Origin of the sequence: Streptomyces sp. NPDC060064, from assembly GCF_042736455.1 — a bacterium.
In the GTDB taxonomy this organism is placed as follows: domain Bacteria; phylum Actinomycetota; class Actinomycetes; order Streptomycetales; family Streptomycetaceae; genus Streptomyces.
In genome coordinates this window covers 26,010-40,755 of record NZ_JBHWWF010000001.1, presented here as the reverse complement: position 1 = coordinate 40,755, position 14,746 = coordinate 26,010, and the positions used below count along the sequence as shown (strand labels likewise).

The window sequence follows — 14,746 nt, the reverse complement described above, 5'->3', positions numbered from 1 at the left end:
TTCTTTTTTTAATACCCCAAATCCCCCCCCCCCCCCCCCGCGCCCGGCACACCCGGGGGGTCCGTCGCCCCACCCCCAATTGGCCCCCCCGGTTTGGGGCCCCGCCCCCCACCGGGCACCGGGCCACGACACCTCAGGTCAGGTTCCGACAGACAGGGCATGCCGCCCGTCGGTACCCGCTCGCGCTAGGGGACGAACTGGTTCTTGACCAGCGTCCACGTTCCGTCGCAGTCGAGAGAGGCTGCTGCGAACGCCGGGTCTGTCGTGCCCGGGGGAGGATTGACGGCTTCGTCTCCACGATCGACGTCACAGAGCGTCTCCCAGACCTGCCCGCTCGTGGTGATGACCTCGACGAACACCTGGTTGGGGGTTCTCTCGTCGATCGTGGCGTCGCAGGCGCCCTCGATCGTCACCGGCGGGTCAACACCGAGCGTGGTGATGTCCGTCCAATCGAACGGGTCGACCTGGGGCGTGAGCCCCCTGACCCCGACCCAGATTGTCCCGTCGTTGACAGCCGCGAAGACCTGCGTCTGCCCGTGAATGTTGGAGTTGATGCTGTGGCACGTCCCGTCAGCACCGGTCGGTCCGGTCCCACCCGTCGGCCCTGTGTCACCGGTCGGCCCTACGCCACCGGTCGGCCCGGTCGGTCCGGTCGGACCGACATCCCCGGTCGGTCCGGTCGGACCCGTAGGCCCGCGGCGCCCGTTCTTTCCGTTCTTCCCGTTCTTCCCGTCCCGCCCTTCCTTACCGCGAAGTCCTCGAGGCCCGGGCTGGTCCATCGTGGTCGTCGGGGCATTCACTCCCGCAACGACACGGGACTGCCCCACGGCGGTGTGGGCGGCGGCCTGTACGGGTACCGAGGCCGCTCCCAGCGCGGCGGTCAGCAGCGCAAGCATGCTGCCGGTCACCAACTTCTTGCGAAGAAACGCGCGCGGCAAGCTCCTGTTACCAGGAATCATGCGACTCTCCCTTGGTCCTTTGGTCCTTGGCGGAGACTTGTTGAACGTCGATCCGCTACTGCGTGGACAATCGGAGCAAGAGGGATAAATCTTGACCTTTCACCTCCGCGTATCACCTGCCCGGTCGAGGTATTTGCGCCGAAAGTGCACCACACGCCGGAAAGGCTGAAAATCAGCCTTTCCGGCGTGTGAGCGGGGCCCTAGGCCCCGATTACCCGTCCAGCGCCTCCCGCCATTCCCGCACCGCCGGCGCCGCCACCGGGGCCGACCAGCCGCCCGGCCGCGCCGCGCCGCCGATATGGAACGCGTCCACGCCCGCCGACCGCAGCGCCGGCACGTGGTCGAGGCGCAGGCCACCGCCGACCAGGATCTGCGGCTCGTAACCCGGTTCACCCCGTCGCGCCGCCTCCGTCAGCAGCGTCGGAAGCCCGGCGTCGACGCCCTCGGCCGCGCCCGCGGTCAGATAGGTGTCCAGACCCGGCAAATCCGCCAACTGCTTGCGCAGCGCATCGCGGTCCGCCGCCCGGTCGATCGCCCGGTGGAACGTCCACCGGCAGCCGTTCAGCTCCGCCACCACCCGCTCCACCGCGACCAGATCGGGATTGCCGTTCTCGTCCAGGAACCCGAGCACGAACTCCTCCGCACCCTCCGCCCGCAGCTCTCGCGCGGCCCGCACCAGCGCGTCCACGCCGCTCACGTCACCCGCGGCGAACCCGTCGGCGAGGCGCAGCATCACGCGCAACGGGATGTCGACGGCCGCGCGGACCCGGGCGTATGTCTCCCGGGTCGGGGTCAGCCCGTCGGCCGCCATGTCGGTGACGAGCTCGAGCCGGTCGGCCCCTCCGGACTGGGCGGCGACCGCGTCCTCCGCGTCGAGAGCGATCACCTCCAGGACTGCACGGTTGCTCATGGAACCCCATTCCTCGAGGGAGACGACTACGGCTCATACAGGTCTAGTCCAATCACAGCCTAATACGCATGTACGACGAAGGCAGCTGTACCGAGCTCCGAGCGGGGCTTCCGCACAGGATCACCACGTGCGCCGTATACGACCTGGGGGTATGCGGGGGGGGTGACGCTGCTCGCCGTACACACCGATGAGGACGAGTCCGAAGTCCTGCGGCAGGCAGGCGCGTTGGAGCACGCGTCCGAGCACCTCGTCGCGCTGGAGGGCGCCAAGGACGAGGCCGTAGCCGCAGGCCGTACCGCGATCGCCGTCACCGTCACCGTCACCTGGGACGGCGCGGCTTCAAGGCGGCCCAGCGGGACCGTAGGGGCGGCTCAGCCGCCCGGGCCGCCGCTCCCGGACGCGCCGCCACTCCCGCCGGGGCCGCCACTCCCGCCCTGGGCGCCGCTCCCGGACGCGCTGTCACTGTCCTCCCCGGGCGGAGGCGCGGCCTCGGGCTTCTTGCTGGGGCTGTGCGTGCTGTGGGTCTTCATGTTGTACGGGAGGAGCCGCCCGCCGTCATGCGGGAAGTCGTCCTCGTCCGGCTCACGGACCTCTTCGATGTGCGTCGGATGGTCGGGCGGCTTCGGCTGCTCCTCGGGGCGCGGCGGGACCCGCTGCTGATCCCGCCGTCTCCCGTCGAACCACATGGCGCCCGCCAGGAGCGCGATGAGGAAGATTCCGAAGATGAAGGGCGCGGCTCCCTTCAGCTGCTCAGCGACCGCGAGGTCGGAAACCGGGCTGTTCTGGGCGAGCATCAAGGCGTTCATAGGGTCTGCCTCCGCACACCACCGGAATGGCACACATGCCCTTTGCCCCATTGTCGCCCCTCACCACCGTCACCACCGCTTCAGCCGAAGAAGACCAGCTCCTTCTCGTTCGCTCCGGTGAGCTCGTAGCGCGTGCCGGTCAGCGGGCGGCCTGCCAGCAGGCGGATCAGAGTCGGAGCCGCTCCGGTGTACGTGGCGGGGTCGGGGCTGTCCGCGCCGAGGACGATCGGGCCGTCCCGGCCGTCCAGCCGGGCCAGCAGCGGCATGGTCCTGCGGGCCCTGGTGAGCCCGGCCAGCAGCTCCAGCGCGTACCCGAGGCCCTCGCCCGCGTACGCTCCCGGCTCGCCGAACGCCTCCCGTACGTCGCCGGCGTGCACCCACTCGCCGAGCGCGATGCCGTCCAGCAGCCCATGCTCCGCCTTCGCGATGACCGGCCCGGCCTCGGTCATACCGCGCTCCAGCTCGTCCACGACACGGGAGTTGGACCACTCGGCCCGTTCGGCGATATCGCGGTCATTGGACTCGGGGCTGAACACACCCTCCTCGAACCGCCCCTCCACCACCCGCATCAGCGCCGCGCCGCAGTGCGCGAGCACATGGCGCACGGTCCAGCCGGGACAGCACGTCCGGAGGGCGAAGTCCTCGTCGGGGCGGGCACGCAGCAGCGGGACCAGGACGTCGCGCTCGGTGCGCAGCAGCCGGCCGGGAAGCTCGGGATCGCGTACAGATTCCATGGCGCCCAGCCAACCGCACCCGAGGGGCCCCGCTCTAGAGTCGCCCCATGACCGACGACTTCGTGGACCTGCGCGCACGCTGGCACCGGACCCTCCTCGCCGCCCGCCACGACGCGGGCGCACCGGACCCGCTGCCGTACGCCGAGAATCTGCTCTCGCGCTGGTCGGAGCCGCAGCGCCGCTACCACACGGTCGATCACCTGACGGCGGTGCTGAACCATATCGACGTACTGGAGGAGCACGCCGCGGATCCGGACCTGGTCCGCCTCGCGGCCTGGTTCCACGACGCGGTCTACCTCCCCGACCGCTCCGAGAACGAGGAACGCTCCGCCCACCTGGCGGAACGCGCCCTCACCGAGGCCGGGTTGACCCCCGCCGCCACCGCCGAGGTGGCCCGGCTGGTCCGCCTCACCGTCACCCACGCGCCTGAGATCGACGATCTGAACGGCGCGGTCCTGTGCGACGCGGACCTGGCCGTCCTGGCGGCGCCGCCTGAGCCGTACGCCGCGTACACCGCGGCCGTACGCGAGGAGTACGCCTTCGTCCCGGACGACGCCTTCCGCGAGGGCCGCGCGGCGGTGCTGCGCCAGCTGCTCGGCCTGCCGCGACTGTTCCGTACGCCGCACGGGGAGCGGGAGTGGGAGTCGCGTGCGCGGCACAACCTGGCGACAGAGCTGAAGCTGCTGGCGTCCTGACCCGCGTCCTCGGCGTTCCCGGCGTGCGCGGAACGGCGTGCGCGGAACGGCGCGCGCGGAGTTCTCCCTGGGTTCGCCCGCCCGACTCTCGCCGGGCGCCCTCAAGCGGGGCGGCGCCCCTTGCGTCTGCGCAGCCCCGCCTTCGTCAGCAGCACCACCACCTCGCGGCTGGACACCTCCACCGCGCCCGCCCCCACCGCATCGGCATACCGGTGCGACGGCACGTCGTAGTGGTCCCGCTCGAAGGCCCGCGGCGGGCAGCCGATCGATGCCGCGAACGCGTGCAGCTCCTCGTACGAGACATCGCTGACCAGGTGCGACCACAGCCGGCCGTGGCCCGGCCAGGTCGGCGGGTCGATGTACACCGTCACGAGAGGCCGCCGACCGGCGCCACCACGACGCCCGCCTTCGCGCAGACCCAGTGCGGGTCCGGGCCCAGCTCCGGTTCGACGTCCAGCGCGTGCGGGTCGCCGGCGTCGCAGACCGGGCACAGCGGCCATCTTCCGTGCCGCTCGAGCAGCGCGTCCTGGACGTCCTGGGCCACCAGGCCGGCGATGTACTCGACGCCCTCCGGCCACTGCTCGACCCACCAACGGCGGTGCGTCACCGCGTCCTCGACCAGCGAGACGACAGCCGCGTCGGCCACATCGCGGGCGGCCAGGTCGGCGAGGACCAGCGCACGCGCCGCGTGCAGGGCCTGCTCGAGTGGGTTCGCGTCGTCCATGAAGCCATTGTCACCCCACCCGCCGCACTGCCGGCCGGCGGTCCGCTCCCGGCCGCCGGTCCACCCCGGGCCAAAGGGGGTTGACGACAAAGGAACACCGAAAATATCTTTCAAGAGTGACCAATCCAGTGAAGGAAATTTTCAGCGTCGACGCTCCGCCCGCCCCCGCCGCCCTCGCGGCCAAGGTCCGGACCCTCGCGCCGTCCATGACCCGCTCCATGCAGCGGGTCGCCGAAGCCGTCGCCGACGACCCGGCCGGCTGCGCGGCCCTCACGGTCACCGGCCTCGCCGAGCTCACCGGCACCAGCGAGGCCACCGTGGTCCGCACCGCCCGGCTCCTCGGCTATCCCGGCTACCGCGACCTGCGCCTCGCGCTTGCCGGGCTCGCCGCCCACCAGCAGTCCGGCCGCGCGCCCGCCGTCACCGCCGACATCGCCGTCGACGACCCCATCGCGGACGTCGTCGCCAAGCTCGCGTACGACGAGCAGCAGACCCTCGCCGACACGGCCGCGGGGCTCGACACCGTACAGCTGGGCGCTGCCGTGAGCGCCGCGGCGACCGCCCGCCGTATAGACATCTACGGCGTCGGCGCGTCCTCCCTCGTCGGCATGGACCTCGCCCAGAAGCTGCTGCGCATCGGTCTGATCGCGCACGCCCATACCGATCCGCACCTCGCCGTCACCAACGCCGTGCAGCTCCGCTCCGGCGATGTCGCCATCGCCATCACCCACTCCGGCTCCACCGGCGATGTCATCGAGCCGCTGCGCGCCGCCTTCGACCGGGGTGCGACGACGGTCGCGATCACCGGCCGCCCGGACGGGCCCGTATCGCAGTACGCCGACCATGTGCTGACCACCTCGACCGCCCGCGAGAGCGAGCTGCGGCCGGCCGCGATGTCGTCCCGTACCAGCCAACTCCTCGTTGTGGACTGCCTGTTCATAGGCGTGGCGCAGCGCACGTACGAGACGGCGGCCCCTGCCCTGGCCGCTTCGTACGAGGCGCTCGCCCACCGGCACAGCCCCCGCACCCGCTGAGCACCCCGATCACCCCCTCCCCCCACGGACCGAGAAAGCTGAGCCGCTCTTCATGACCTTCTCCTACGGTGAACTCCGCGCCGAGCTGGCCACCCTCACCACCGAGGCGTTCCGGCCCGAACTCGCCGAGATCGACCGGCTCCCGACCCTCGAGATCGCCCGGATCATGAACGGCGAGGACGAGTCCGTCCCCGCCGCCGTCGCCGCGCAGCTGCCGCGGATCGCCGCCGCGATCGACGACACCGCCGAGCGGATGTCCCGCGGCGGCCGGCTGGTCTACGCGGGCGCCGGCACGGCGGGGCGCCTCGGCGTACTGGACGCGAGCGAGTGCCCGCCCACCTTCAACACCGACCCGACCGAGGTCGTGGGCCTGATCGCGGGCGGCCCGTCAGCCATGGTCAAGGCGGTCGAGGGTGCCGAGGACAGCAAGGAGCTGGCCGCCGCCGACCTGGACGCGCTGAAGCTGACCGCGGACGACACGGTGGTCGGGATCTCCGCCTCGGGCCGTACCCCGTACGCGATCGGCGCGGTCGAGCACGCCCGCTTCCTCGGAGCGCTCACCATCGGCCTGTCCTGCAACGCGGACAGCGCACTCGGCGCGGCCGCCGACCACAGCATCGAGATCGTCGTCGGCCCCGAACTGCTCACCGGCTCCACCCGGTTGAAGGCCGGTACGGCGCAGAAGCTGGTCCTCAACATGATCTCGACGATCACGATGATCCGGCTCGGCAAGACATACGGGAATCTGATGGTGGACGTCCGCGCCTCCAACGAGAAGCTGCGCGCCCGCTCCCGCCGGATCGTCGCGCTGGCCACCGGCGCGTCGGACGAGGAGATCGAGGCCGCCCTCGCCGCGACCGACGGCGAGGTGAAGAACGCCATCCTCACCATCCTCGGCTCGGTCGACGGCCCCACCGCCGCACGACTCCTGACCGAGAGCAAGGGCCATCTGCGCGCGGCACTGCAGTCCGCCCGCCGGTAACCACCGACTGAACGTCCCCCCACAGCAAGGCACTCCGCACCATGGCAACAGACGCCCCCAACGCTCCTGACGCCCCCAACACCCCGGACGGCCCGGACGCCCCCAACGGCCCCAACGGCCCCAACGCCCCGGACAAGAACAGCGCCGTCGCCGCCGCCATCCTCCCCCTGGTCGGCGGCGCCCGGAACATCACCACCGTCGCGCACTGCATGACCCGCCTCCGCCTCGGGCTGCGCGACTCCTCCCTCGTACAGGAAGAGGCGCTGAAGGCGCTTCCCGCGGTCATGGGCGTGGTCGAGGACGACACGTACCAGATCGTGCTCGGCCCGGGCACGGTCGCCCGGGTCACCCCGGAGTTCGAGGCGCTCGTGGCAGCGGCCCCCAGGACCGCCGATGACCTGGCCGACCGGGGCGCCGCCATCAAGGCGGCCCGGAGGGCGAAGAATTCGACGCCCTTCAAGCTGTTCCTGCGCCGTATCGCGAACATCTTTGTCCCGCTGATCCCGGCCCTCATCGGCTGCGGCATCATCGCCGGCCTCAACGGCCTGCTGGCCAACCTCGGTTGGGCCCCGGCCGTGGTGCCCGCACTGGCCGCGACGGCCTCCGGCTTCATGTCGCTGATCGCGGTCTTCGTCGGCTACAACACCGCGAAGGAGTTCGGCGGTACGCCGGTCCTGGGCGGCGCGGTCGCCGCGATCATCGTCTTCCCGGGCGTCGCGAAGATCAGCGCCTTCGGTGTCCATCTCTCCCCCGGCCAGGGCGGCGTCCTGGGCGCCCTCGGCGCGGCGGTGCTCGCGGTGTACGTGGAGAAGTGGTGCCGCCGCTGGGTGCCGGAGGCCCTGGACGTCCTGGTCACGCCGACCCTCACGGTCCTCGTCGCCGGCCTGGTGACTCTCTTCGGCCTGATGTTCGTGGCCGGTGAGATCTCCACCGCGATCGGCGAGTTCGCGAACTGGCTGCTGGCAGGCGGCGGCGCGGCCGCGGGCTTCGTCCTCGGAGGTCTCTTCCTGCCGCTGGTGATGCTGGGCCTGCACCAGGCGCTGATCCCGATCCACACCACGCTCATCGAGCAGCAGAGCTATACGGTCCTGCTCCCGATCCTCGCGATGGCGGGCGCCGGGCAGGTCGGCGCGGCGGCCGCGGTCTACGTCCGGCTGCCCCGCAACACCTCGATCCGCAGCACCATCAAGTCCGCGCTCCCGGCGGGCTTTCTGGGCGTCGGCGAGCCGCTGATCTACGGCGTCTCGCTCCCGCTGGGCCGACCGTTCATCACGGCCTGCGTCGGCGGCGCGTTCGGCGGCGGCTTCGTCGGCCTGTTCAACATGCTGGGCGACAAGGTCGGCTCCACGGCGATCGGCCCCTCGGGCTGGGCGCTGTTCCCGCTGCTCGACGGCAACAAGGGCCTGGGCGAGACGATCGGGGTCTACGCGGCCGGGCTGCTGGTCGGTTACGTCGTCGGCTTCCTGGCCACGTACTGGTTCGGCTTCACCGGGCCGATGCTCAAGGAGCTCAACGTGGCCCCGGAGGAGTCCTTGCCCCCAGTGGCAGCGGGCTCCCCCGCCCCACCGAAGGAACCCGCGTCGGCCACGAACTGACGCCCCCGTACGCCTTCCGGGCACAGCACACGTGGCCCGGCTGCGCGTCACGGGAGCCGCCCCTCCGCGTTGACCTCCCGCACTCGCGCCCGCAGCACCTCGCCCGGCCGGGCGGGAGTGACTGCTTCAAGCGGGCAGTCCCACTCCCGTCCGCCACCCGGTGGGCGCAGCTGTACGTAGGTGCCCACGCGCCCCATGACCCGACCGATCCGCCCGTTGCGGGAGTCGATCACGTACTCCCCGGCGGTCACCGGCGCACCTCATGAAGCACAGCGGCGAGCCGCAGCGCCGTGTCCAGGTTGCAGCGCCCCAGGTCCACGAGTGGATACGGGTCCTCACTCGCGAGCATCACCGGGTCCACCCGCAGCGACGGCAGTTTCACCCCCACCTCGCCGAGCTCGACCCGCAGCTGGGCCACCACCTCTTCCGCAGCCCGCAGCCGCTCCGCCGATCGCACCACCATGACCAGGCACATCCACGCTGAGTGTCCGCATTACGACACAGCGCGTCCGACAGGTGGCTAGCCTGAACAGCGACGGCCGCCCAACAATCCCCCGTGTACGACCGGGAGTTGCCCATGCCTGGCCCGAAGGATCTCGACCCGTCATCGTCCCCGCGCGCACTGCTCGGCGCGGAGCTGCGTCGGTGATCGACGAGCTGGTCGAGGCACGACTCGCTCGCGCGCACCTGTTGAACGGTCCAACGGTGCCCTTGTTTTGGACCGTTCTGGACGAAGCAGCCTTACGGCGGACGGTGGGTGGACCCGCGGTGATGGCAGAGGCGCTGCGCCATGTGGCCTCACGGGTACGCAGCCACCAGATCATCGTGCAGGTGCTCCTGCTCAACGCGGGCGCACACGCTGCTATGGACGGCGCCCTCAAGCTGATGTACTTCCCTGACGCGCCCCCTCTCGCTTACGTCGATGGCCCCGGCACAGGCCAGTTGTTGGACGACCCGGGCCACGGTCGCACGGCACGAACTGACCTACGATCTGCTCGGGGCCAGCGCACTGTCACCCCAAGAATCCCTGGCCCTGATCGAATCAGTGGCGGAGGATTACGCGCATGACGATCAGCCCTGAGTACGACCTGAGCGTGGCGACCTGGCACAAGCCCAGCTACAGCGACGGCAGCTGTCTCGAGGTCGCCACCTGGCGCAAGTCCACCCACAGCGGCGGCGACTGCCTCGAAGTCGCCGACGGCCACCCCGACATCGTCCCCGTCCGCGACTCCAAGAACCCCGCCGGCCCTGCGCTCGTGTTCCGGAGCGCCGCCTGGTCCGTCTTCGTCGCGGACCTCAAGCAGCACTAGCCGGCGGAGCCCCTCGGAACTGGCCGGTCTTGTTCGTGTGCCGAGGGGCCGCCCTCTGGGCGGACCAAGTAGCCCGCGCGGCGGCGGCCCGTTGCGCCCACCGATTCGGCGGACCGGGGCGCCCGTCGCGCCCACGCCTGCCGGGGATGTCAGGATGGTCCTATGACGACCAAGGTCTACTTCGACATCACCATCAATGACGCCCCCGCCGGGCGGATCAACTTCAACCTGTACGACGACGTCGTTCCCAAGACGGCAGAGAACTTCCGCGCGCTCGCCACCGGCGAGAAGGGGTTCGGCTACGAGGGGTCCTCCTTCCACCGCGTCATCCCCGACTTCATGCTGCAGGGCGGCGACTTCACCCGCGGTGACGGCACGGGCGGCAAGAGCATCTACGGCGAGAAGTTCGCCGACGAGAACTTCAAGCTCACGCACAACAGGCCGGGCCTGCTCTCGATGGCCAACGCCGGCCCGAACAGCAACGGCTCCCAGTTCTTCATCACCACCGTGCTGACGCCGTGGCTGGACGGCAAGCACGTCGTGTTCGGCGAGGTCGCCGACGAGGACAGCATGGCCCTGGTCAAGAAGATCGAGAGCTACGGATCGCAGAGTGGCCGGACCAAGGCCAAGATCACCATCTCCGGCTCCGGCGTCGCCTGACGAACCTGCGGGACCTGAGCGGCCGAGAGGTCCGGGTCCCCGCGTGAACACGCGCTGAAACGCCCGAAGGCGGCACCCCTGTCAGGGATGCCGCCTTCGGTTGCGTAACCGGGCTTACTGAGCCGAGGCTCAGAAGTCCATGTCACCGCCCGGCATGCCGCCGCCCGCGGGGGCACCGGCCTTCTCGGGCTTGTCGGCGATGACGGCCTCGGTGGTGAGGAACAGCGCCGCGATGGAGGCCGCGTTCTGCAGAGCAGAGCGGGTCACCTTCGCGGGGTCGATGATGCCCTCGGCGATCATGTCGACGTACTCGCCGGTCGCGGCGTTCAGACCGTGGCCGACGGCCAGGTTGCGCACCTTCTCGACGACGACGCCACCCTCGAGACCACCGTTGACGGCGATCTGCTTGAGCGGAGCCTCCAGCGCGAGCTTCACGGCGTTGGCGCCGGTCGCCTCGTCACCATCGAGGTCGAGCTTCTCGAAGACCGAAGTCGCCTGGAGCAGAGCCACGCCACCACCGGCGACGATGCCCTCCTCGACGGCGGCCTTGGCGTTGCGCACCGCGTCCTCGATGCGGTGCTTGCGCTCCTTGAGCTCGACCTCGGTCGCGGCGCCGGCCTTGATGACGGCCACGCCGCCGGCCAGCTTCGCGAGGCGCTCCTGGAGCTTCTCGCGGTCGTAGTCCGAGTCGGAGTTCTCGATCTCGGCACGGATCTGGTTGACGCGACCGGCAACCTGGTCGCTCTCACCGGCACCGTCGACGATCGTGGTCTCGTCCTTGGTGATGACGACCTTGCGGGCGCGGCCCAGCAGGTCCAGGCCGGCGTTCTCGAGCTTGAGGCCGACCTCCTCGGAGATGACCGTGCCGCCGGTGAGGATGGCGATGTCGTTCAGCATCGCCTTGCGGCGGTCACCGAAGCCCGGAGCCTTGACGGCAACGGACTTGAAGGTGCCACGGATCTTGTTGACGACCAGGGTCGACAGGGCCTCGCCCTCGACGTCCTCGGCGATGATCAGCAGCGGCTTGCCGGACTGCATGACCTTCTCGAGAAGCGGCAGCAGGTCCTTGACCGAGCTGATCTTCGAGTTGACGATCAGGATGTACGGGTCGTCGAGCGACGCCTCCATACGCTCCATGTCGGTGGCGAAGTACGCCGAGATGTAGCCCTTGTCGAAGCGCATACCCTCGGTGAGCTCAAGCTCCAGACCGAAGGTCTGGGACTCCTCGACGGTGATGACGCCTTCCTTGCCGACCTTGTCCATCGCCTCGGCGATGAGCTCGCCGATCTGGGTGTCGGCGGCGGAGATGGAGGCCGTGGAAGCGATCTGCTCCTTGGTCTCCACGTCCTTGGCCTGCTCGAGCAGCGCACCGGAGACGGCCTCGACGGCCTTCTCGATGCCGCGCTTGAGAGCCATCGGGTTGGCACCGGCGGCCACGTTGCGCAGGCCCTCGCGGACCAGCGCCTGGGCGAGGACGGTCGCGGTGGTCGTACCGTCACCGGCGACGTCGTCCGTCTTCTTGGCGACTTCCTTGACCAGCTCGGCGCCGATCTTCTCAAACGGGTCCTCGAGCTCGATCTCCTTGGCGATGGATACACCATCGTTGGTGATCGTGGGGGCGCCCCACTTCTTCTCGAGGACGACGTTGCGGCCCTTGGGGCCAAGGGTGACCTTGACGGCGTCGGCGAGCTGGTTCATCCCGCGCTCGAGACCGCGCCGTGCCTCCTCGTCGAACGCGATGATCTTGGCCATGTGAAGTGGTCCTCCCGGACTGGGGTGGATTCTCCGGACCGCGCTGGCGCCCGCGACGGACGGCCTGCATGCCTTGTGGTTCCTTGCCCCACCCGGCCTGCGGACCTCACCAACCCGGTCCTCGTTGTCACTCTCACTGTCAGAGTGCTAACGCCAATGATTAGCACTCGCCCTAGGAGAGTGCAAGCGACTCTCACGGATCGAAGACCCACGAGCGGACCCACGGGCGGACCCAGCAGCGGACGCGCGAAGGGACCCACGAAGGGACCCAGCAGCGGACGCGCGAGCGGACCCGCGGGCAGACGCACGAGGGGCCCGCATCCCTGGTGGGATGCGGGCCCCTCGTGCGTGAGTGCGTCGGTGGCCGATCGCGCCGAGATCAGACGGCGAGCTTGACCATATCCGCCTGCGGACCCTTCTGGCCCTGCGAGATCTCGAATTCGACTCGCTGACCCTCTTCAAGGGTGCGGTACCCGTCCATCTGGATCGCGCTGTAGTGGACGAAAACATCCGCACCACCGTCGACCGCGATGAAGCCGTACCCCTTCTCCGCGTTGAACCACTTGACGGTGCCCTGAGCCATGCCTAACTCCCCTATTACTGGCCCTTGCGCAGGACCGCACTTCGCGGACCCGGGTCAGACCTCCACCCTCCGACAGGAGAGGGTGTGCGCCGGAACGCGTCGACCGCGGCTGAATGTATCTGCCCAACTGCCCTCTGCAACAGGTCAATCCGACGAGAAATCCGAGCACGCGTGAACGGATAATTGAACTGAATTCAATAAATTCCGGGGCAAGTCGGGCCCGGCAAATGGCGCTTAAGAGGCAATTCGAGCGAACTTATTGGCTGCTTCTTGATGGGGCCAGGACGCATTCTCATATGCGGCCGGCATAAGCAGCGGCGGGGCCTTCCCCAACTGTACCGCGCTCAACCATACAGAATTGCCCCCTCCGCTTCTCTTGCGGAGGGGGCAATTCTGGTGACGCTGCGTAGCTCAGCCGCCGGCGACGGCAGGAATGATCGAAACGCCCGCACCGTCCGGCGTCGCGGTCTCAAGACCCTGCTCGAAACGGACGTCGTCGTCATTCACGTACACGTTCACGAAGCGGCGCAGCTTGCCCTGGTCGTCCAGGACGCGCGCGGCGATGCCCGTGTGGTTCTTCTCCAGGTCGGCGATCACCTCGGAGAGCGTCGCGCCCTCCGCCGGGACCTCGGCCTGACCGCCCGTGTACGTACGGAGAATGGTGGGGATGCGGACGTTCACGCTCATGGTGTTCTGCCTTCCGTAGGTAGTCAGCGGGCCAGGCCGGCGTCGCGGAACGCGTCGAGGCTCGGGCGGATGGTCGCCGTGGGTCCGGTCGTCGGAGCGACCGCGTCGAGGGTCTTGAGACCGTCGCCGGTGTTGAGCACGACCGTGGTGAGCGCCGGGTCGAGCACGCCCTCCTCGATCAGCTTCCGCGTCACGCCCACGGTCACACCGCCCGCGGTCTCCGCGAAGATGCCCTCGGTACGGGCCAGCAGCTTGATCGCGTCGACGATCTGCTCGTCGTTGACGTCCTCCACCGCGCCGCCCGTGCGGCGCGCGATGTCCAGCACGTACGGGCCGTCGGCCGGGTTGCCGATGGCCAGCGACTTGGCGATGGTGTCCGGCTTCTGCGGGCGTACGACGTCGTGCCCGGCCTTGAAGGCCGTCGACACCGGCGAGCAGCCCTCCGCCTGGGCACCGAAGATCTTGTACGGCTTGTCCTCGACCAGACCGAGCTTGATCAGCTCCTGCAGACCCTTGTCGATCTTGGTGAGCTGCGAGCCTGAGGCGATCGGGATCACGATCTGGTCGGGCAGCTGCCAGCCGAGCTGCTCGCAGATCTCGTACGCCAGCGTCTTGGAGCCCTCGCCGTAGTACGGGCGGAGGTTGACGTTGACGAAGCCCCAGCCCTCGCCCAGCGGGTCGCCGATGAGCTCCGAGCAGAAGCGGTTGACGTCGTCGTAGTTGCCCTCGATGCCGACCAGCTCGCCGCCGTACACCGCGGCCATGACGACCTTGCCCTGCTCCAGGTCGTGCGGGATGAACACGCAGGAGCGGAAGCCGGCCCGTGCGGCGGCCGCACCGACGGCGCCCGCGAGGTTGCCGGTGGAGGAGCAGGAGAGAGTCGTGAAGCCGAAGGCGCGCGCGGCCTCGACGGCGATCGCGACGACGCGGTCCTTGAAGGAGTGCGTCGGGTTGCCGGAGTCGTCCTTGATGTACAGGCCACCGGTAACGCCCAGCTCACGGGCGAGATTGTCGGCCTTGACGAGCTTGGTGAAACCGGGGTTGATGTTCGGCTTCTCGGCCACGTCGGCGGGGACGGGCAGCAGCGGGGCGTACCGCCAGATATTGTTCGGACCCGCTTCGATCCGCTTCTTCAGCGCGTCGGGGTCGCCGCTCGGCAGGTCGTACGCGACTTCGAGGGGCCCGAAACACAGGGCGCAGGCGAAGATCGGGCCGAGGTCGAAACGCTCTCCGCACTCGCGACACGAGAGCGCCGCGGCGGGACCGAGGTTCACTGGAGTGGTGCTTGCGACAGTCTGAACAGCCATGGAGGCGA

At 69.6% G+C, this 14,746-nt stretch carries 18 protein-coding genes and 1 pseudogene; 7 read left to right on the top strand and 12 right to left on the bottom strand.

Features of this window, described 5'->3' with window-relative positions:
* Positions 1 to 185: 185 nt before the first annotated feature.
* From ACFWDI_RS00230 to ACFWDI_RS00215, 4 genes are all read right to left on the bottom strand, one after another.
* The gene (locus ACFWDI_RS00230; protein WP_385300415.1) at positions 186 to 959 is read right to left on the bottom strand and encodes a hypothetical protein; all 774 of its coding nucleotides are present in this window, start codon (positions 957 to 959) and stop codon (positions 186 to 188) included.
* Positions 960 to 1,170: 211 nt separating this feature from the next.
* Positions 1,171 to 1,869, bottom strand: a complete 699-nt coding sequence (locus ACFWDI_RS00225) for a copper homeostasis protein CutC (protein WP_385300414.1) — start codon at positions 1,867 to 1,869, stop codon at positions 1,171 to 1,173.
* Between the two features lie 371 nt (positions 1,870 to 2,240).
* Positions 2,241 to 2,675, bottom strand: a complete 435-nt coding sequence (locus ACFWDI_RS00220; RefSeq protein WP_385300413.1) for a DUF6479 family protein — start codon at positions 2,673 to 2,675, stop codon at positions 2,241 to 2,243.
* Positions 2,676 to 2,755: 80 nt separating this feature from the next.
* The gene (locus tag ACFWDI_RS00215; protein ID WP_385300412.1) at positions 2,756 to 3,409 is read right to left on the bottom strand and encodes a maleylpyruvate isomerase family mycothiol-dependent enzyme; all 654 of its coding nucleotides are present in this window, start codon (positions 3,407 to 3,409) and stop codon (positions 2,756 to 2,758) included.
* A gap of 47 nt (positions 3,410 to 3,456) precedes the next feature.
* On the opposite strand from ACFWDI_RS00215, the gene ACFWDI_RS00210 reads away from it, so the two are divergent.
* Positions 3,457 to 4,104: a hypothetical protein gene (locus ACFWDI_RS00210; protein ID WP_385300411.1), complete on the top strand. Its 648-nt coding sequence runs from the start codon at positions 3,457 to 3,459 to the stop codon at positions 4,102 to 4,104.
* 101 nt (positions 4,105 to 4,205) lie between these two features.
* Here the strand turns inward: ACFWDI_RS00210 and ACFWDI_RS00205 are convergent, their stop codons facing one another.
* Both ACFWDI_RS00205 and ACFWDI_RS00200 read right to left on the bottom strand, forming a co-directional pair.
* Entirely contained in the window at positions 4,206 to 4,475 is a 270-nt protein-coding gene (locus tag ACFWDI_RS00205; RefSeq protein WP_385300410.1) for a DUF4031 domain-containing protein, read from the bottom strand.
* Positions 4,472 to 4,828 (bottom strand): hypothetical protein, encoded by a 357-nt coding sequence (locus ACFWDI_RS00200; protein ID WP_327324426.1) that lies wholly within the window; start codon positions 4,826 to 4,828, stop codon positions 4,472 to 4,474. Before ACFWDI_RS00200 ends, ACFWDI_RS00205 begins: the two co-directional genes overlap by 4 nt.
* 116 nt (positions 4,829 to 4,944) lie before the next feature.
* Here ACFWDI_RS00200 and ACFWDI_RS00195 point away from each other — a divergent pair, with 116 nt between their 5' ends.
* From ACFWDI_RS00195 to ACFWDI_RS00185, 3 genes are read left to right on the top strand one after another with little or no spacing between them, the layout of a single operon-like run.
* The gene (locus ACFWDI_RS00195) at positions 4,945 to 5,862 is read left to right on the top strand and encodes a MurR/RpiR family transcriptional regulator (protein WP_385300409.1); all 918 of its coding nucleotides are present in this window, start codon (positions 4,945 to 4,947) and stop codon (positions 5,860 to 5,862) included.
* Positions 5,863 to 5,914: 52 nt separating this feature from the next.
* Complete coding sequence (murQ, locus tag ACFWDI_RS00190) at positions 5,915 to 6,844, top strand: N-acetylmuramic acid 6-phosphate etherase (RefSeq protein ID WP_385300408.1); 930 nt, start codon at positions 5,915 to 5,917, stop codon at positions 6,842 to 6,844.
* 41 nt (positions 6,845 to 6,885) lie between these two features.
* Complete coding sequence (locus ACFWDI_RS00185; protein WP_385300407.1) at positions 6,886 to 8,439, top strand: PTS transporter subunit EIIC; 1,554 nt, start codon at positions 6,886 to 6,888, stop codon at positions 8,437 to 8,439.
* A gap of 47 nt (positions 8,440 to 8,486) precedes the next feature.
* Here ACFWDI_RS00185 and ACFWDI_RS00180 read toward each other — a convergent pair whose 3' ends face one another.
* The gene (locus ACFWDI_RS00180; RefSeq protein WP_385300841.1) at positions 8,487 to 8,690 is read right to left on the bottom strand and encodes a hypothetical protein; all 204 of its coding nucleotides are present in this window, start codon (positions 8,688 to 8,690) and stop codon (positions 8,487 to 8,489) included.
* Positions 8,687 to 8,902, bottom strand: coding sequence for a hypothetical protein (locus ACFWDI_RS00175; RefSeq protein WP_385300406.1), 216 nt, complete (start codon positions 8,900 to 8,902; stop codon positions 8,687 to 8,689). Before ACFWDI_RS00175 ends, ACFWDI_RS00180 begins: the two co-directional genes overlap by 4 nt.
* A gap of 185 nt (positions 8,903 to 9,087) precedes the next feature.
* On the opposite strand from ACFWDI_RS00175, the pseudogene ACFWDI_RS00170 reads away from it, so the two are divergent.
* The 3 genes and pseudogenes from ACFWDI_RS00170 to ACFWDI_RS00160 all read left to right on the top strand — a co-directional run.
* A pseudogene (locus tag ACFWDI_RS00170) lies at positions 9,088 to 9,520 on the top strand (DUF5753 domain-containing protein); the annotation flags it as partial.
* Positions 9,504 to 9,749 (top strand): DUF397 domain-containing protein, encoded by a 246-nt coding sequence (locus ACFWDI_RS00165; protein WP_385300405.1) that lies wholly within the window; start codon positions 9,504 to 9,506, stop codon positions 9,747 to 9,749. The pseudogene ACFWDI_RS00170 and the gene ACFWDI_RS00165, both read left to right, overlap by 17 nt.
* A gap of 162 nt (positions 9,750 to 9,911) precedes the next feature.
* Positions 9,912 to 10,409 (top strand): peptidylprolyl isomerase, encoded by a 498-nt coding sequence (locus tag ACFWDI_RS00160; protein WP_327324430.1) that lies wholly within the window; start codon positions 9,912 to 9,914, stop codon positions 10,407 to 10,409.
* A 129-nt stretch (positions 10,410 to 10,538) separates the two neighbouring features.
* Here ACFWDI_RS00160 and groL read toward each other — a convergent pair whose 3' ends face one another.
* From groL to thrC, 4 genes are all read right to left on the bottom strand, one after another.
* Positions 10,539 to 12,161: a chaperonin GroEL gene (groL, locus tag ACFWDI_RS00155; protein ID WP_327324431.1), complete on the bottom strand. Its 1,623-nt coding sequence runs from the start codon at positions 12,159 to 12,161 to the stop codon at positions 10,539 to 10,541.
* A 379-nt stretch (positions 12,162 to 12,540) separates the two neighbouring features.
* Entirely contained in the window at positions 12,541 to 12,744 is a 204-nt protein-coding gene (locus ACFWDI_RS00150) for a cold-shock protein (RefSeq protein ID WP_005315736.1), read from the bottom strand.
* A 411-nt stretch (positions 12,745 to 13,155) separates the two neighbouring features.
* Positions 13,156 to 13,431, bottom strand: coding sequence for a MoaD/ThiS family protein (locus ACFWDI_RS00145; RefSeq protein WP_142217854.1), 276 nt, complete (start codon positions 13,429 to 13,431; stop codon positions 13,156 to 13,158).
* A gap of 23 nt (positions 13,432 to 13,454) precedes the next feature.
* Entirely contained in the window at positions 13,455 to 14,738 is a 1,284-nt protein-coding gene (gene thrC, locus ACFWDI_RS00140) for a threonine synthase (protein ID WP_385300404.1), read from the bottom strand.
* Between the last annotated feature and the right edge of the window lie 8 nt (positions 14,739 to 14,746).